15 protein-coding genes are annotated in these 16,585 nt (G+C 64.0%); 9 read left to right on the top strand and 6 right to left on the bottom strand.

Translation table 11 applies throughout. The annotated features are described in order from the left end of the window. Window positions 1-42: 42 nt before the first annotated feature. Both BUB53_RS02360 and BUB53_RS02355 read left to right on the top strand, forming a co-directional pair. A complete protein-coding gene (locus BUB53_RS02360; protein WP_073033680.1) occupies window positions 43-996 on the top strand; it encodes a TAXI family TRAP transporter solute-binding subunit in 954 nt (317 codons plus the stop codon). Then, window positions 993-2,783 (top strand): TRAP transporter permease, encoded by a 1,791-nt coding sequence (locus tag BUB53_RS02355; RefSeq protein ID WP_084728809.1) that lies wholly within the window; start codon window positions 993-995, stop codon window positions 2,781-2,783. The genes BUB53_RS02360 and BUB53_RS02355 overlap by 4 nt, the downstream gene beginning before the upstream one ends. A gap of 118 nt (window positions 2,784-2,901) precedes the next feature. Here the strand turns inward: BUB53_RS02355 and grxD are convergent, their stop codons facing one another. The 5 genes from grxD to purL all read right to left on the bottom strand — a co-directional run bounded on the left by grxD (window position 2,902) and on the right by purL (window position 6,329). Further along, complete coding sequence (grxD, locus tag BUB53_RS02350) at window positions 2,902-3,264, bottom strand: Grx4 family monothiol glutaredoxin (RefSeq protein ID WP_073032261.1); 363 nt, start codon at window positions 3,262-3,264, stop codon at window positions 2,902-2,904. Window positions 3,265-3,274: 10 nt separating this feature from the next. Continuing rightward, the gene (locus tag BUB53_RS02345) at window positions 3,275-3,541 is read right to left on the bottom strand and encodes a hypothetical protein (RefSeq protein ID WP_073032258.1); all 267 of its coding nucleotides are present in this window, start codon (window positions 3,539-3,541) and stop codon (window positions 3,275-3,277) included. Window positions 3,542-3,548: 7 nt separating this feature from the next. Further along, window positions 3,549-3,815: a hypothetical protein gene (locus tag BUB53_RS02340; RefSeq protein ID WP_073032255.1), complete on the bottom strand. Its 267-nt coding sequence runs from the start codon at window positions 3,813-3,815 to the stop codon at window positions 3,549-3,551. 4 nt (window positions 3,816-3,819) lie between these two features. Continuing rightward, window positions 3,820-4,062, bottom strand: coding sequence for a BolA family protein (locus tag BUB53_RS02335; RefSeq protein WP_073032253.1), 243 nt, complete (start codon window positions 4,060-4,062; stop codon window positions 3,820-3,822). A gap of 101 nt (window positions 4,063-4,163) precedes the next feature. Beyond that, window positions 4,164-6,329: a phosphoribosylformylglycinamidine synthase subunit PurL gene (gene purL, locus BUB53_RS02330; protein ID WP_073032250.1), complete on the bottom strand. Its 2,166-nt coding sequence runs from the start codon at window positions 6,327-6,329 to the stop codon at window positions 4,164-4,166. A gap of 137 nt (window positions 6,330-6,466) precedes the next feature. Here purL and BUB53_RS02325 point away from each other — a divergent pair, with 137 nt between their 5' ends. Both BUB53_RS02325 and BUB53_RS02320 read left to right on the top strand, forming a co-directional pair. Continuing rightward, complete coding sequence (locus BUB53_RS02325; RefSeq protein WP_073032248.1) at window positions 6,467-7,498, top strand: pyridoxal-phosphate dependent enzyme; 1,032 nt, start codon at window positions 6,467-6,469, stop codon at window positions 7,496-7,498. Then, on the top strand, window positions 7,495-8,625 hold the full coding sequence (locus BUB53_RS02320; protein ID WP_073032246.1) for a M24 family metallopeptidase: 1,131 nt from the start codon (window positions 7,495-7,497) through the stop codon (window positions 8,623-8,625). The genes BUB53_RS02325 and BUB53_RS02320 overlap by 4 nt, the downstream gene beginning before the upstream one ends. Before the next feature lie 259 nt (window positions 8,626-8,884). Here the strand turns inward: BUB53_RS02320 and BUB53_RS02315 are convergent, their stop codons facing one another. Continuing rightward, window positions 8,885-9,790 carry a LysR family transcriptional regulator gene (locus tag BUB53_RS02315; protein ID WP_073032244.1) on the bottom strand — a complete coding sequence of 302 codons (906 nt, stop codon included), beginning with the start codon at window positions 9,788-9,790 and terminating at the stop codon, window positions 8,885-8,887. A 169-nt stretch (window positions 9,791-9,959) separates the two neighbouring features. On the opposite strand from BUB53_RS02315, the gene BUB53_RS02310 reads away from it, so the two are divergent. From BUB53_RS02310 to BUB53_RS02290, 5 genes are all read left to right on the top strand, one after another. Continuing rightward, window positions 9,960-13,379 (top strand): indolepyruvate ferredoxin oxidoreductase family protein, encoded by a 3,420-nt coding sequence (locus BUB53_RS02310; protein ID WP_073032242.1) that lies wholly within the window; start codon window positions 9,960-9,962, stop codon window positions 13,377-13,379. A 91-nt stretch (window positions 13,380-13,470) separates the two neighbouring features. Further along, a complete protein-coding gene (locus BUB53_RS02305; RefSeq protein ID WP_073032239.1) occupies window positions 13,471-14,334 on the top strand; it encodes a lysophospholipid acyltransferase family protein in 864 nt (287 codons plus the stop codon). 22 nt (window positions 14,335-14,356) lie between these two features. Further along, window positions 14,357-15,169: a glutamate racemase gene (murI, locus tag BUB53_RS02300; protein ID WP_073032228.1), complete on the top strand. Its 813-nt coding sequence runs from the start codon at window positions 14,357-14,359 to the stop codon at window positions 15,167-15,169. Window positions 15,170-15,805: 636 nt separating this feature from the next. After that, window positions 15,806-16,198, top strand: a complete 393-nt coding sequence (locus BUB53_RS22215; protein ID WP_229709457.1) for a thermonuclease family protein — start codon at window positions 15,806-15,808, stop codon at window positions 16,196-16,198. Window positions 16,199-16,279: 81 nt separating this feature from the next. Then, on the top strand, window positions 16,280-16,498 hold the full coding sequence (locus BUB53_RS02290; protein ID WP_073032225.1) for a hypothetical protein: 219 nt from the start codon (window positions 16,280-16,282) through the stop codon (window positions 16,496-16,498). The last annotated feature ends 87 nt before the right edge of the window (window positions 16,499-16,585 follow it).

Below are 16,585 nucleotides of genomic sequence, written 5' to 3'. Positions count from 1 at the left end.
ATCGACAGCGGTTTGATGGCGCCGAATCTCAGGGAGGTCCTCATGAAAATCCGTTGCATCACCGCTGCCGTTCTGCTGGCGGCCACTGCCGCGCTGCCTGCGCAGGCGGAAACCCGCGTTACCTACAAGTCGGCGAAGACGGCTTCGTCCTATTACCAGATGGGCGTGCAGATCGCCGAGGCGATGCAGGAGGCCTCGGGCGGCGAGATCAGCGTCACGGTCGAGGAAAGCCAGGGCTCGGTTCAGAACGTGATGGAGGTGCGTGCGCGCGGCGCGGATTACGTGTTCACCACGCCCCCGGCCCTTGTCGGGCTGGCGCAGGGCGGCAAGGCGATGTTCGAAGGCAAGGGCGATCCGGCCTTTGACGAGATTCGCGCACTGTTTCCGATCCCGTCGCTGACCATGCATTTCGTGATGTCCAGGGACAGTGGCGCGACCGGCTTTGCCGATATGGCGGGCAAGACGATCCTGCTGGGCAAGGGCAGTTTCGGTGCCCGTGAGGGCGAGAAATACCTTGAACTGTTCGGGATCGCGGATCAGGTGAACATTGCCGATGTGGAATTGTCGAACGCGGTTCCGGCGCTGAAGAACGGGCAGATCGACGGGTTCGTGACTTCCGGGTCGTGGCCCGCGCCCAACGTGGTCGAGGCCGCAGCCTCGACCGGGGTGACCATTCTGTCGCTGAGCGACGAGGAAATCGCCCGGACCGAGCGCGCCAGGCTGGTGATCCCGGCGGGCACCTATGCGGGGCAGGAGGCGGATATCACCACCACCTCGCTGCCGGTCGTGGCCTTTACCACCACCAGGATGGATGACGAGACCGCCTATCTGCTGACCAAGACCTATTGGGAGGAAAAGGACAGGATGGCGGAGGCCGCCAAATGGTGGGCCGGTGTGGATACCGGGCTGATGGAGAACATCACCGGCAAGATCCACCCCGGCGCTGTGCGCTATTACGAGGAGGCGGGCATCGCCCTGACCGACGCGCAGAAGTGAGCACGGCAACCTCCGACACCGCCGCGCAGGCCGGGCCTGCGCGGGCGATCTGGGCCAGCTTCGCGCTGGCCTCTGTCGTTTTTCACATCGGTCTGGTGTTTTCCGGGCTGGTGCCGAACCTCGTGAGCCGCCCGCTGCATCTGGTGTTCGTGCTGCCCTGGGTGCTGATCCGGGGCCGGGCCGGGTGGTCGCTGGCCTCGGGCGCGGTACTGACGGCTTTGGGCGGCACAGCGGCGCTCTGGGTGGTGTGGAACCAGAACGCGCTGGCCGATCAGTACGGGTTTCTGGAAGGACAGGGACAGGTGGCCATCGCCGCCGTCCTGATCCTCGTGGTGCTGGAGGCTGCGCGCCGCGCGATCGGCTGGCCCTTGCCGCTGGTGGCGGCGCTGGCGCTGCTTTACGGGCTCTATGGTCAGCATATTCCGGGCCGTTTCGGGCATTCGGGCACGCCGGTGGAAAGTTTCCTCGGCACGCTGGTGATCGCCGAAGGCGGGCTGTGGGGCAGCCTGACCGCGGTGTCGGTGAACGTGGTGTCGATCTTTGTCATCTTCGGCGCGGTGCTGAATGCGGGCGAGGCCGGGCAGGGCTTCATGAACGTGGCGGCGGCGGCGGCGGGCCGGTTGCGGGGCGGGGCGGCCAAGGTATCGGTCCTCAGTTCGGCGCTGTTCGGGTCGATCTCGGGGTCGGCCTCGGCCAATGTGGCCTCGACCGGGGCGATCACGCTGCCCGCCATGGAAAAGCTGGGCTATCCCAGGCGCATCGCTGGCGCGGTCGAGGCCGTGGCCTCGTCGGGCGGGCAGATCATGCCGCCGCTGATGGGGGCGGGCGCCTTCGTGATGGTGGAGCTGACAGGCACGCCCTATACGGGCATCATGGCCGCCGCGGCACTGCCTGCGCTGTTGTATTTCTGGGCGGTGTGGATCGGGATCGACGGCTATGCCCGCCGCTTCGACCTGCGCGGCCTGCGCGCCGAGGATCGCCCGGCGGGGCGGGATGTGGCCATAACCTCGGCCTTTTTCCTCGTGCCCTTCGCGATCCTGCTATGGGGGATGTTCGGGCTGGGGGTGACGCCGCAATATGCCGCCTGTCTGGCGATCCTCGGCGCGGCGTGTCTGCTGATGCTGGGGGGCGATCTGCGGATCGACCTGCGCCGCGCGGTGACACGGGCGGAAAACGCCGTGCTGACGGCGGCGCGGCAGGTGGCGCTGATCGGGTCGATCATCTTTTGCGCGTCGCTGGTGATCGGTGTGCTGGGGGTGACGGGGCTTGGGGTCAAGCTGACGTCGCTGATCCTCTCGGCCTCGGGCGGGATGCTCTGGCCGTCGCTGCTGCTGACCGCCATCGCCTGCCTTGTGCTGGGGATGGAGGTGCCGACGACGGCGGCCTATGTGATCTGCGTGTCGGTTGCCGGTCCGGCGCTGACCCAGCTGGGGCTGGAGCCGTTGCAGGCGCATTTGTTCGTCTTCTGGTATGCGCTCCTGTCCACCATCACGCCGCCGGTTTGCGGCGCGGTGTTCATCGCGTCGGGCATGATCGGGGAGAACTGGCTCAAGGTGGCGCTGACGGCGATGACGCTCGGGATCGGGCTTTATCTGATCCCGCTCGGGATGGTGGCGAACCCGGCGCTGATCGCTCTGGCCGCCACGCCGGGGGCCGCGCTGCTGGCGGCGGGGAAGATCGCCCTCGGACTGGCCTTGATCAGCTGGGCCCTGGTGCGCAAAAAGGCGCCCTTGCTACGCGCGGGCGCCTTTACGGCGGGGCTGGCGGCGGTGCTCTGGCCGCTCTGAGCCTTGCCGCCCCTTTCTTTCTTGCCCGGGGGAGTCGCCCATCGGGCGGCGGGGGCAGGGTAGTGCGCCATTGGTCCTAGAGACAATGGCGAATGCCCCCATCGTCCCCCGGCACACTTCAGGCGTTGGCTTCGCGGATCTTGTCGGCGGCGTCCTTGTCGAAGGCGACGCCGTTCTGTTCCAGCAGCTGGTCCAGTTCGCCCGACAGCGTCATTTCGGTGATGATGTCGCAGCCGCCCACGAACTCGCCCTTGACGTAAAGCTGCGGGATGGTGGGCCAGTCGGAATAATCCTTGATACCCTGGCGGATTTCCTCGTCGGCCAGCACGTTCACGTCGGCATAGTCGACGCCCATGAAATTCAGCACCCCGGCAACGCGGCTGGAAAAGCCGCATTGCGGCATGTCCCTGGTGCCTTTCATGTAAAGCACCACGTCATTGGCTTTCACGGTGTCGGCGATACGGGTTTTCACGTCGGTCATTGTTTACCTTTCAGGACTGTCCTTTCCCGGCATCGCGGGAGGATCGGGTTTTGGGTTCGGGCGGCTCGTAGCTGGGCGCGGTCTTGTCGATCGGGAAATCCGCCCGGCGGTTCATGGAAGGCCCGTGACGATACCAGCGCCGGAATTCCAGCCATGCGGCCCAGAGGAACAGGATGGCAAACGGGGCGATCAGCAGGAAGATGATGGGGTGCCCGCTCAGGATGTGGCCTTCGGGCAGTCCGAACGGGGAGATGGTGAAACTGTCGCTGGCTTGCACGTTACGCTCACTTTCCGGTCTGGTGCCGTTTCCCGCTGGCATGCCGCGGCACGAAGGCGCGGGCATATTGCTGCGGGTCGCGGGTGACGCGCATGACGCCGCCATGACCGCCGCCCAGCCCGCCCGAGCAATAGGCGATGTCGATCAGCTGATCGCCCTGTCCGGGTTCGCAGCCGCGCGGCGAGAGAGTGTCGGTTTTCGCCCGCAGCACCGCCAGCACGGCAGTGACCACGGCGATGGCGATCACGCTGACGATGACCGTGCCCGCGCCCATCGGATCAGCCGGGGGCCTTGGTGGTCAGGGCCAGCGCATGCAATTCGCCGGTCGAGCCGTCCATCTTGCCCTTGAGGGCGGCATAGACGGCGCGTTGCTGCTGGACGCGGTTCATCCCCTTGAACGAGGCATCCACCACCTCGGCGGCGTAGTGATTTCCGTCGCCTGCCAGATCGGTGATGGTGATCTGGGCATTGGGAAATTCCGCGCGGATCAGATCCTCGATTTCATGGGCTTGCATCGGCATGCGGGCATCTCCTGTTGGTCTACTCCCGAAGATGTAGAGCGCGGTCGGGGGCGGCGCAAGAGCGGGCGGCAGAACCGCCCGCCGTCAACTGTATCACATCGTCAGGCGAAATGCGCGCCGAAGCTGGAGCGGAACTGTTGCGACAGCTCGTCCAGCGGGGCCTCGGACCCGCCGTAGCGCACCGTATCGCCGGTAAAGCGGCCCACGGTCTGCACCGGCACGCCCGCGCGGCCCGCTTCGATCATCAGTGCCTCGGCCTGATCGAAGTTACAGGCCACCAGGTACCGCGCCTGGTCCTCGCCGAACAGGAAGGCGGTGTCGTCGCTGTCCAGATGCACGCCGACGCCCGCGGATTCGGCCAGTTCGAACGCGGCCAGCGCCAGCCCGCCATCGGACAGGTCGGTACAGGCCTTGATCAGCGCGTGGTTGGCGCGGATGAAATCGCCGTGGCGTTTCTCGGTGTCGAGATCGACGGCGGGGGCATCGCCTTCGACGCGGTTATAGACCTCGGCCAGCAGGGCGGACTGGCCCAGATGCCCGGTGGTGTCGCCCACGAGGAGGGCGACATGGCCCTCGCGCACCTCGCCGGTGATCGCGGTTTCGGGATCGCGGATCAGGCCCACGGCCCCGATGGTGGGGGTGGGCAGGATCGCCTGACCGTCGGTTTCGTTATAGAGCGACACGTTGCCCGACACGATGGGCATGTCCAGCGCCGCGACGGCCTGACCGATGCCTTTGATCGCGCCGACGAACTGGCCCATGATCTCGGGCTTTTCGGGGTTGCCGAAATTCATGTTGTCGGTGGTGGCCAGCGGCACCGCGCCAAGCGCGGTGAGGTTGCGATAGGCCTCGGCCACGGCCTGTTTGCCGCCCTCGACGGGGTTGGCCTTGACGTAGCGGGGGGTCACGTCCGAGGTGAAGGCCAGCAGCTTGTCGGTGCCGTGCACGCGGATCAGGCCCGCGCCTTGCCCCGGTGTGCGGGCGGTGTCGGCCATGACCATGGTGTCGTATTGTTCGTAGACCCACTGGCGCGAGCAGTAATTGGGCGAGGAAATGAGCGCGCGCAGCCCGTCGATGGGATCGACGCCCGGCACGGTATCGCTGTCGAGCGCATCGGCCGCCGGGGTTTCCACCCAGGGGCGGTCGTATTCGGGGGCGTTGCCCGAGAGCGCCTTGAGCGGCAGGTCGGCCTTGACCGTGTTGTTATGCATGATGAGGAAGCGATCCTCGGGGATGGTTTCGCCGACGATGGCGAAATCGAGATCCCATTTGTCGAACACCGCCTTGGCCTCGGCCTCTTTTTCCGGGCGCAGGACCATGAGCATGCGTTCCTGCGATTCCGAGAGCATCATCTCGTAGGCGGTCATGTTCTCTTCGCGGCAGGGCACGTCTTCGAGGTTGAGGCGCACGCCGAGGTTGCCCTTGTCGCCCATTTCCACGGCGGAACAGGTGAGGCCCGCCGCGCCCATGTCCTGAATCGAGATCACCGCGCCGGTGGCCATCAGTTCCAGCGTGGCCTCCATCAGGCGCTTTTCGGTGAAGGGGTCGCCGACCTGAACGGTGGGGCGTTTTTCCTCGATGGTTTCGTCGAATTCGGCGCTGGCCATGGTGGCCCCGCCGACACCGTCGCGGCCCGTCTTGGCACCGAGATAGACCACCGGCATGCCGACGCCCGAGGCGGCGGAGTAGAAGATCTTGTCGGCATCCGCGAGACCGGCGGCAAAGGCGTTCACCAGGCAGTTGCCGTTATAGGCCGGATCGAAGCGCACCTCGCCCCCGGCGCAGGGCACGCCGAAGCAGTTGCCGTAGCCGCCGATGCCTTCGACCACGCCATGCACGAGCTGGCGTGTCCTGGGGTGGTCGGGTTCGCCGAAGGACAGCGAGTTCATCGAGGCGATGGGCCGCGCGCCCATGGTGAACACGTCGCGCAGGATGCCGCCCACACCTGTTGCCGCGCCCTGATAGGGCTCGATGTAGGAGGGGTGGTTGTGGCTTTCCATCTTGAAGATGACCGCCTGACCGTCGCCGATATCCACGACCCCGGCGTTTTCCCCCGGCCCGCAGATCACCTGCGGCCCTTCGGTGGGCAGGGTGCGCAGCCATTTCCTGGACGATTTGTAGGAACAATGCTCGTTCCACATGGCGCTGAAAATGCCCAGTTCGGTGAACGTGGGCTCGCGGCCAATGATATCGAGGATCAGTTGGTATTCGTCGGGTTTGAGGCCATGGGCCTCGATCAGTTCGGGCGTGATTGCCGGGTCCTGCATGTGAATGGATTCCCCCTGGGTGGTCCGGTTGGGGTCTCTATTAGTGCATGGCGCGGGCCGGGGGAAGGGGCCGCGCGATCCTGCTTGACCGGAAGGGGGGAATGGCGTTGCTATGATGCGACGCATCGGGAGGGATCATGGACAGTCTGGACAATCCGTGGCGGGGCAAGCGCCTCCCCGAAGACGTGCTGCACGGCGCACCGGCCCCCGGTATCGACGCGGGCGCGGTCGAGGCGCTGCTGGCGCGCTGCCCGGTGGCGGGGGAAACGCCGCTGGTCGAGGCGGAGGGGTTCGGCGCGCGGGTCTGGATCAAGGACGAGCGCGGGCGCATGGGGCTGGGCAGCTTCAAGGCGCTTGGCGCGGCTTATGTCATTGCCCACGAGGCTGGCGCAACCGGGGCCGGGGACATGGCGAATGCGCTGAACGGGCGCACCTATGTCACGGCGAGTGCGGGCAATCATGGCCTGTCGGTGGCCGCCGGGGCGCATGTGTTCGGAGCGCAGGCGGTGGTGTACCTGTCGGATACCGTGCCCGAGGGCTTTGCGCAGCGCTTGCGCGGCAAGGGGGCCGAGGTGGTGCGCGCGGGCCGCGATTACGAGGCCAGCATGCAGGCCGCCGCCGATGCGGCGCAGGACAAGGGCTGGACCTTGCTGTCGGACAGTTCCTGGCCGGGATATTTCGACCTGCCGCACCGGTTGATGGAGGGCTATCTGGCGATGGCTGCCGAGGCCGCGCGCCAGATGCCGCAAGCGCCCACGCATATCCTGTTGCAGGCCGGTGTCGGCGGGCTGGCCGGGGCCTGTGCCGCGTGGTTCCGCCATGTCTGGGGCGACAGCCCCCGGATTGTCGTGGTGGAACCCGAGGCCGCGCCTGCGCTGATGGGCTCGATCCGGGCGGGGCGGCCCGAGGAGAGCGCCGGGCCGGTGTCGAACATGGGGCGGCTGGATTGCAAGGCGCCCTCGCTGATCGCGCTGAAAGGGCTGGCGCGCGATGCGGATGCGTTCGTGACGATCAGCGATGCCGAGGCGAGCGCGGTGTTGCCGGAACTGGCCGCGCAGGGCCTTGCCACGACCGAGTCGGGCGGGGCGGGGCTGGCGGCGCTGCGGCTGATGGACCTGTCGCAGGAGGCGCGGGTTCTTTGCATCCTGAGCGAAGAGGCCGGGGCGTGAGCCGGGGTTTTCCGGTTGGGGAGTATCGCAGGCGGCTGGCCCGCGCGCAGGCGCGGATGGGGGAGGAAGGGCTTGGCGCGCTGTTGCTGACGACCGAGCCGGAGCTGCGCTATTTCACCGGCTTCCTGACGCGCTTCTGGGAAAGCCCGAGCCGCCCGTGGTTTTTGATCCTGCCGGTCAGCGGCGATCCGGTGGCGGTGATCCCGTCGATCGGCGCGGCGCTGATGGGGGCGACATGGGTCGGGGATATCCGCACATGGGCCGCGCCGGACCCCGAGGATGACGGGGTGAGCCTGCTGGTCGAGGCGTTGCAGGAGGCGGGCGGCCCGGTGGGCGTGCCGTCGGGGCCGGAAACCCACCTGCGCATGCCGCTGGCGGATTTCGAGCGGGTCAGGCGCGCGAGTGGGCTGGAGTTCACCGATGACCGGGGGATCGTGGCGGGGTGCCGTGCGATCAAGTCCGGGGCCGAGATTGCGAAAATCGCCGAAAGCTGCGCGATTGCCGGGCGGGCGTTCGCGCGCGTCGGCGAGATCGCCGCGCCCGGTGTGCCGCTGAGCCGGGTGTTCCGGGATTTCCAGCGGCTGTTGCTGGAGGAAGGGGCCGATTGGGTGCCTTATCTGGCGGGCGGTGCGGGGGCGCAGGGCTATGCCGACGTGATTTCACCGGCTACCGATGCGCCGCTGGCGGTGGGCGATGTGCTGATGCTGGACACGGGCGCGGTGCGTGACGGGTATTTCTGCGATTATGACCGGAACTTCGCCATTGGCGGGGCCAGTGCGGCGCAAAGGCACGCCCATGCACGGCTGATCGAGGCCACTCAGGCGGGGCTGGAGGCCGCGCGCCCCGGCGCGCGGGCCAGCGATGTCTGGCGTGTCATGGCCGATATCGTGGGCGGCGGCGAGGGGGCGGGGCGTCTGGGGCACGGTCTGGGCATGCAACTGACAGAAGGGTTGTCGCTGACGGCGAAGGATCATTCCGAACTGCGCCCCGGCATGGTGATCACACTGGAGCCGGGGATCGACACCGCGCCGGGGCGGATCATGGTGCATGAGGAAAATATCGCGATCACCGAAGGCGCGCCGCGCCTGTTGTCGTCGATGGCGGGGCCGGACCTGCCGGTGATCTGAAACGCCTGTTCGGGCGATGGGCGCAACGATCATGAAATGGGCGGTTTGAAAAGCCACGTGCAGCATTTGCACAAAAAAAGGCCGAGCACTAAGCTCGGCCATAGTCCAACAGGGAGGTATGATGGTGACGCCAGAAGCAATCACCGTCACGAGCGGGATTTAGGGGGATCGTGCGGTGCAATCAAGGGTAATATTGCTGCGAGCGCATCATGCCCGATATGCGTTGCATGCATGCCTCAGTTGAAAAGCGCCCAAATCGTCAGCTTTCCGCCTGTTCCTTGAGCTTTTTGCGGTAGGTGATGATCTCGTTCTGGACGAAATCCCGGAAGGCGGCGATGCGTTTGGAGTGGCGCAATTCCTCGGGATAGGCGAGGAATACAGGCACATCGACGGAGTGGACATCGGGCAGGACGCGCACGAGGTTGGGGAAGTCCTGCGTCAGGTAATCGGGCAGCACGCCGATGCCCAGATTATGCAGAACGCCCTGCAAGACGCCGAAATAATTGTTCACCGTCAGGAGCGACGGGATGTCGTGAGTCATCAGTTCGTTGATCAGCATCGCGCCCGCGCCCACCTGTGCCGAGCGCGGATTCTGGCAGACCAGGCGGTGATGATGCAGATCGGAGGGCGTTTCGGGTGTGCCGCGCTGCGCCAGATATTCGGGCGAGGCGTAGAGGCACATATGCACGCTCATCAGCCGCTTGCGGATCAGGTCGGCCTGGCTGGGTTCCTTCATCCGGATGGCGACATCGGCCTCGCGCATCGGCAGGTCCAGCACGCGTTCTTCCAGCATGAGGTCGATCTTGAGATCGGGGTACTTATTGTAAAGCTGCGGCAGGCGCGGCGCCAGCCACAGCGAGCCGAACCCGGTAGTGGTGGTGACGCGCAATTCGCCGAACACCTCTTCCTCGCTGTCGCGGATGCGCGCGGTGGCGGCATCGAGCCGCTTCATCATGGCGCGCGTGGCGTCGAACAGCAATTCGCCCTGCTCGGTGAGAATCAGCCCCCGCGCATGGCGGTGAAACAGGGTGGCGTTGAGCGATTCTTCGAGCGCACGGACCTGGCGGGAGACCGCCGATTGCGACAGGTGCAGCTGATCGCCCGCATGGGTGAGGCTGCCGGCATCTGCCACGGCGTGAAATATTCTGAGTTTATCCCAATCCATTCCTGCAACTTTCGATTCACTGGCGACAGGGACACGCAATACCAGAAAATTCATTTATGGCCACCGGCTTACCTGATCAATTTCGTGAAATATCCCTTTGTAGGTCATTAATTATGACCTATTATCGCCCTATATATAAGCATACCAATCGCACGGGAGGGCGCGAGCGATGAGCAAGCATACAGTATCCCTGAACGACCGTTACGACCTGGAAAAATCACCTGTTCTGTTGAACGGCACGCAGGCGCTGGTTCGCCTGATGATCATGCAGGCCGCGCGGGACCGGGCGGCGGGGCTGAAGACCGCGGGCTATGTCACGGGATATCGCGGCTCGCCCCTGGGGGCGGTCGACATGCAGATGATGCGCGCCGAGAAACCCCTGAAAGAGGCCGGTGTCCTGTTCCAGCCGGGACTGAACGAAGACCTTGCCGCGACCGCGCTGTGGGGCACGCAGCAGGCCGAGTTGCGCGGCGAGGGCAAGCATGACGGGGTGTTCGGCCTCTGGTACGGCAAGGGGCCCGGTGTGGACCGCTCGGGCGATGTCATGCGCCATGCCAACATGGCGGGCAGTTCGAAATACGGCGGCGTTCTGATGGCCATGGGGGACGACCATACCGGCGAATCCTCGACCGTGTGCCACCAGTCCGACTGGGCGCTGGTCGATGCCTATATGCCGGTGCTGTCGCCTGCCGGTGTACAGGAAATCCTGGATTACGGGCTGTACGGCTTTGCGCTGAGCCGCTTTGCCGGGGTCTGGGCGGGGCTGAAGACGATGAAGGACACGGTCGAGGTGACCAGCGTCGTCGATGGCCGCGCCGACCGGATGCAGTTTGTCGAGCCCGAGTTCGACATGCCCGAGGGCGGGCTGAACATTCGCCTCAACGATCACTGGATTCCGCAAGAGGCGCGGATGATCGACCACAAGAGATTCGCGGCGGAAGCCTTTGCAAACGCGAATAAAATCGACAAACGTGTCTGGGGAAAACCGGGCGCGAAGATCGGCTTTGTCGCGGCGGGCAAGAACTGGCTGGATCTCGTGCATGCGCTGGACCTGCTGGGCATCGACGAGGCCGAGGCCGAACGGCTGGGCCTGACCACCTACAAGATCGGGCAGACCTTCCCGATGGACATGAAGGGGTTTCACGACTGGGCCGAAGGGCTGGACCTGATCGTCGTGGTCGAGGAAAAGCGCAAGCTGATCGAGGTGCAGATCAAGGAAGCGATTTTCGACGACCGGCGCGGGCGGCGCGTCTATGGCTGGTACAAGGGCGGCGCGGGCGGCATGCATTCCGAGGAGCTGTTCCCGACGCGCATGGCGCTGGACCCGGTGATGATCGCCGAAAAGATCGGCACGATCCTGATTGAGGAAGGGCGCGGCACGGATCGGGTGAAAGCCGGTTTGCAAGCCATTGAAAAAGATAAAAAATCCGACAATGCAGAAGAGATCGCCGCGCGCCTGCCGTATTTCTGCGCGGGGTGTCCGCACAATACATCGACCAGGCTGCCGGACGGGTCGCGCGCCTATGCCGGGATCGGCTGTCACATCATGTCGCTGTGGATGGATCGCGGCACCAGCGGCTTTACCCATATGGGCGGCGAAGGGGCGAACTGGATCGGCGAAGCGCCGTTCTCGACCCGCGATCACGTGTTCCAGAACCTTGGCGACGGGACGTATAACCATTCCGGCATTCTGGCGATCCGGGCGGCCGTGGCCTCGGGTGTCACGATGACCTACAAGATCCTTTACAACGATGCCGTGGCCATGACCGGCGGGCAGGCCAACGAGGGCGATCTGACGCCCGAAAGGATCGTGCGCGAATTGCAGGCGGCGGGGGTCAGGGACATCGCCGTGGTCTATGATGCCAAGGAAGAACCCGAGCGCAGCGTGTTCCCCGGTGGAATCACCTGGCACGAGCGGGCGGACCTGCCCGAGGTTCAGGAAAAATTCACCAGGATCAGTGGTGTATCGGCTATTGTTTACATCCAGACCTGCGCCGCCGAGAAACGCCGCCGCCGCAAGCGGGGCACCTTCCCGGACCCGGACAAGCGGGTGTTCATCAACACCGATGTCTGCGAGGGCTGCGGCGATTGCGGGGTGCAGTCGAACTGCGTGGCGGTGGTGCCGGAAGAAACCGAACTGGGCCGCAAGCGGGCGATCGACCAATCCGCCTGCAACAAGGATTTCAGTTGTCTCAAGGGGTTTTGCCCGTCTTTCGTGACGCTGGAAGGCGCGAAAATCCGCAAGGAGGCGGTCAAGGGGTTCGATCTGCCCGACCTGCCGCTGCCGAGACTGCCCGACATCGACGGCACGCATAACGTGGTGATTACCGGCGTTGGCGGGACCGGCGTTGTGACCATCGGCGCGATCATGGCACAGGCGGCGCAACTGGACGGCAAGGGCGCCGGCATGATGGAAATGGCCGGGCTGGCGCAGAAGGGCGGCGCGGTGCATATCCATTGCCGCATCGCCAACGACCCTGCCGATATCAGCGCGATCCGCGTGGCCACGGGCGAGGCGGATGCGCTGATCGGGGGCGATCTGGTGGTGAGCGCGGGGGCCAAGACCCTGGGGCTGACGCGTACGGGGCGCACCGGCGCGGTGGTGAACAGCCACGAGATCATCACCGGCGAGTTCACCCGCAATACCGAATTCCGCCTGCCGACGGATCGGCTGAAACTGTCGCTCGAGGCACGTTTGCGCGACGACGTGCAACTGTTCGATGCGCATGAATTGGCGACGGCGACGCTTGGGGATTCGATCTTTTCCAACATGATCGTGTTCGGCGCGGCGTGGCAGCGGGGGCTGGTGCCCCTGTCGCTGGAAGCGATCCGCGATGCGATCACGCTGAACGGCGCGGCGGTGGAGCGCAACCTGCGCGCCTTCGACGTGGGCCGGTGGGCCGCGGCCTTTCCCGAAGAGGCGGAGGCCTTGCTGACGCCCAACGTGGTGGAAAAGCCCAAAACGCTGGACGACAAGATCGCGTTCCGGGCCGATCAACTGGTCGACTATCAGGGCAAGGGGCTGGCCAAGCGCTATCGCAAGCTGCTGGACGGGATCGACGACGCCGAGGTGAAAGAGGCCGCCGCCAGGGGCTATCACAAGCTGCTGGCCTACAAGGACGAATACGAGGTCGCGCGGTTGCTTCTGTCGACCCGTGACAAGGCGAAAGCCGAGTTCGACGGCGATTTCGAGATGACCTTCCATATGGCGCCGCCGCTGCTGGCCAAGGCCGGTGCCGATGGCCGCCCGAAAAAGCGCGAGTTCGGCCCGTGGCTGGAACGCCCGCTGCGGTGGCTGTCGAAGATGAAGCGCCTGCGGGGCACGCCGCTGGACCCGTTCGGCTATACCGCCGAGCGCAAGATGGAGCGCGCGCTGATCAGACAGTACGAGCGCGACATGGCCGAGGTGCTGCCGAAACTGGACGACGCCACGCATGATGCGGTGGTCGCGCTGGCCGGGTTGCCCCTGCAGATTCGCGGTTTTGGTCCGGTCAAGCAGGCCAACGAGGCAAAGGCGGCCAAGCGGCGCGAGGAACTGTTGGCGGTGATCCGGCAGGGCGGCGCGCCGATGGCGCGGGCGGCGGAGTGATCGTCACGCATTTGTCGCAAAACTGTAACCGTATCTGGTCACTCCTGTCGCGATGATCTACCGCAAGGCCCGAATCGTACAGGATTGACCCATGCGCCAGGAGCGGCACATCGCGCGCGATATCAGCTATGCCCATTCCGCCCGCACCCGCAGCGGGCGGGCGATGATCCGTACCATGGAAAACCTGACGGGGCGGATCGGGTTGATCAAGCGTGCCCGGGGATATGAGCACGAGATCGCGCAGGGCCGGGATTTCTGGCAGGTGATGGTGGAACGCTATGGCCTGACGCTGGATGTCGTGGGCGGCTCGCTGGACAGTATCCCGCGCGAGGGGCCGCTGATCCTGATCGCCAATCATCCTTACGGTATTCTGGACGGGCTGATGATGGGCCATATCCTGAGCCGGACGCGCGGCGATTTCCGTATTCTGGCGCATCAGGTGTTTCGCAAGGCCGAGGATGTCAGCCGCATCATCCTGCCGATCAGTTTCGACGAAACCAAAGAGGCCGTGCAACTGAACCTCGAGACCCGTAAGCGCGCGCTGGAGTATCTGGGCCAGGGCGGGGCGATCGGGATTTTCCCCGGTGGTACGGTCAGCACGGCGGCGAAACCCTTTGCCCAGCCGATGGACCCCGGCTGGCGCGCCTTTACGGCGCGGATGGTGGCGAAATCCGATGCCACGGTGGTGCCGGTGTTCTTTGACGGGCATACCAGCCGGTTGTTCCAGGTGGCCAGCCATCTGCATACCACGCTGCGTATGGGCCTGTTGATCAAGGAGTTCCGCAAGCGGATGGATACCTCGGTGCGGGTCGTGGTGGGTGAGCCCATCGGGCGCGATGCCCTGAAGGCCCGTGCCGGAGACAGCAAATCCCTTATGGCGTTCCTGCGGCACAAGACGTATGAGCTTAGCCCAAGGCCGGTTGATCCACGGGCAGTCGGCTTCGAGTTCGAATAGCGGCGCAGGGGCGCGGATCATCATGGCGGTTGGGATTTTCGACAGCGGGCTTGGCGGGCTGACGGTGCTGGACGCGGTGCAGAAACGCCTGCCCGACGTGCCGTTCGTCTATTACGGCGATAATGCGCATGCGCCTTACGGGGTGCGCGATGCCGATGATGTTTACGATCTGACCACCAGGGCGGTCGCCCGGTTATGGGAGGCGGGTTGCGATCTGGTGATCCTCGCCTGCAACACCGCCAGCGCCGCCGCGCTGCGCCGGATGCAGGAAAGCTGGGTGCCGCGCGACAAACGGGTTCTGGGCGTTTTTGTGCCATTAATTGAAGCACTTACCGAGCGTCAGTGGGGTGATAATTCGCCGCCGCGCGAGGTGGCGGTCAAGCATGTGGCATTGTTTGCGACTCCGGCGACGGTGAGCAGCCGGGCGTTTCAGCGGGAGCTGGCGTTTCGTGCCATCGGTGTGGATGTGGAGGCGCAGGCCTGCGGGGGCGTGGTGGACGCCATCGAGGAGGGCGACATGATTCTGGCCGAGGCGCTGGTGCGCTCGCATGTCGATGCGCTGAAGCGCAAGATGCCGACCCCCGAGGCGGCGATCCTGGGATGCACCCATTACCCCTTGATGCAAAACGTTTTTCAGGATGCCCTGGGGCCGGATGTGCAGGTCTATAGCCAGGCCAACCTGGTGGCCGAGAGCCTTGCCGATTACCTGACGCGCCACCCGGACATGATGGGTGAGGGGACGGACCCGGCGTTTCTGACCACGGGCGACCCCAAGCGGGTCTCGAGCCGCGCCACGCAATTCCTGCGCCGCGAGATCACCTTTACCGCCGCCTGAGCGTTTCGTACGTTTTGTACGATGTGTACGCGGGTTTTGTACGAAAATCGGGGGTGTCCGGGAGAGTTGCGTCCATGAGGGGCGCAAATGATATGCTCTGTCCGGCATTCCGAGTTGTAATCCATTCTTCGATGTTCGGTGTCGGGATGTGAGTTTCGCGTTTGGCGGAAGAATAGATGGTTTGCTGCGAAAGTCTGAAAATGCATCAGGAAACGTGCAGGGCGCGAACCGGGGGATAGTTCAATATGTTTCGGATTTTTGAGAATGGTGCCGCCTTTGCCTGTGAGGAGGCGGTGCGAAACTATCTATTCTGAAATCTCTTCGATTTGGCAGCTTCTCTGTTCTGAGGAGTCAAATCAATGAGACGTAGTATTCAGAGAAAATGGCCTCAAGCCAAAATTTTGACGAAAATTTTTATCATGTTAACAAATCAAGCGATTGCAGTTGAGAGATAATCATTTGTTTAAGCTTATATTTCGCGCGCTGTTTCGTAGCAGTCCTACGCAACGAAGAACTGAGACCTATACACGTTCTGTTTCCGTTTCGCATATAACACGCCGCGCCAATCAGTCGAGTGTTCCGAGGCCCACAAGACCGCCGCAGCCAGTCGTCACGCCGCCGCCTGCGGTAAGTCCCGTGCTTGAAACGACACTCACAGGCAAATGCTATGTGGTGGACGGGGATACAATACGGATCGGAAAAGTCAGTTTGCGGTTGGCGGGTATTGACGCGCCAGAGCTGGAACATCCGTGGGGCAAAAAGGCGAAATGGGAGTTGGTGAAACTTTGCAAAGGGCAGGTGATTACCGCGGAGATCGAGCCAGAAATGTCATATGATCGTGTGGTTGCTACGTGTTATCTTCCCGATGGTCGTGACCTGAGCGCGGAAATGGTTCGAATAGGGCTGGCACTGGATTGGCCGAAATTCTCTGGTGGAAAATATTCTCATTTGGAGCCGGAGGGCGTGCGTAAAAAGCATTGGAAAGCAGCCGCGAGACAACGCGGGCATATGCACGTTTTCAACAAGTGAAAGCACTTTACAATTCTGTGCTCCTGTTTCGAGTTTGTGAGAGAGTATTGACTAAGTAATTCAATAGCTCGGAGACATGATTTGGTCGATGCTTTTAAAGCAATTCTTGTGATCTTGATGATCATTTCAATGATCTGGCTGGTTTATCAGCTGTTTGTCATTGTTGGAGAAATGTCTTTGCGGCGTGGACATAATCCGTGGCCTTGGTGGTTGCTGTCGCTGGCGTGGTCTCCGTTTGCTGTCATGTTCATACTGTGGGTATTTTTCCCTGCCGAGCGCGATGCCACAGAAAACAAGTGAGCAGGCAGACCATCGAACTGGGGGACGGCCACCACCCGCTCTTGACACTGGCGCCTCCAGCAGCAGGCACATGCCGATAAAACCGCT

Source organism: Roseovarius pacificus, from assembly GCF_900142665.1.
Lineage (GTDB): Bacteria > Pseudomonadota > Alphaproteobacteria > Rhodobacterales > Rhodobacteraceae > Roseovarius > Roseovarius pacificus.
The sequence above is the reverse complement of the archived record's forward strand: the minus strand, read 5'-3'. Positions and strand labels throughout refer to the sequence as shown.

What these genes read in the sequence shown, in the direction of transcription:
- murI (WP_073032228.1), top strand. Translation starts at nt 14,357, where the DNA reads ATGGCGGTTGGGATTTTCGACAGCGGGCTTGGCGGGCTGACGGTGCTG.
- grxD (WP_073032261.1), bottom strand. Translation starts at nt 3,264, where the DNA reads ATGACCGACGTGAAAACCCGTATCGCCGACACCGTGAAAGCCAATGAC.
- BUB53_RS02305 (WP_073032239.1), top strand. Translation starts at nt 13,471, where the DNA reads ATGCGCCAGGAGCGGCACATCGCGCGCGATATCAGCTATGCCCATTCC.
- BUB53_RS02325 (WP_073032248.1), top strand. Translation starts at nt 6,467, where the DNA reads ATGGACAGTCTGGACAATCCGTGGCGGGGCAAGCGCCTCCCCGAAGAC.
- BUB53_RS02340 (WP_073032255.1), bottom strand. Translation starts at nt 3,815, where the DNA reads ATGGGCGCGGGCACGGTCATCGTCAGCGTGATCGCCATCGCCGTGGTC.
- BUB53_RS02310 (WP_073032242.1), top strand. Translation starts at nt 9,960, where the DNA reads ATGAGCAAGCATACAGTATCCCTGAACGACCGTTACGACCTGGAAAAA.
- purL (WP_073032250.1), bottom strand. Translation starts at nt 6,329, where the DNA reads ATGCAGGACCCGGCAATCACGCCCGAACTGATCGAGGCCCATGGCCTC.
- BUB53_RS02360 (WP_073033680.1), top strand. Translation starts at nt 43, where the DNA reads ATGAAAATCCGTTGCATCACCGCTGCCGTTCTGCTGGCGGCCACTGCC.
- BUB53_RS02335 (WP_073032253.1), bottom strand. Translation starts at nt 4,062, where the DNA reads ATGCCGATGCAAGCCCATGAAATCGAGGATCTGATCCGCGCGGAATTT.
- BUB53_RS02315 (WP_073032244.1), bottom strand. Translation starts at nt 9,790, where the DNA reads ATGGATTGGGATAAACTCAGAATATTTCACGCCGTGGCAGATGCCGGC.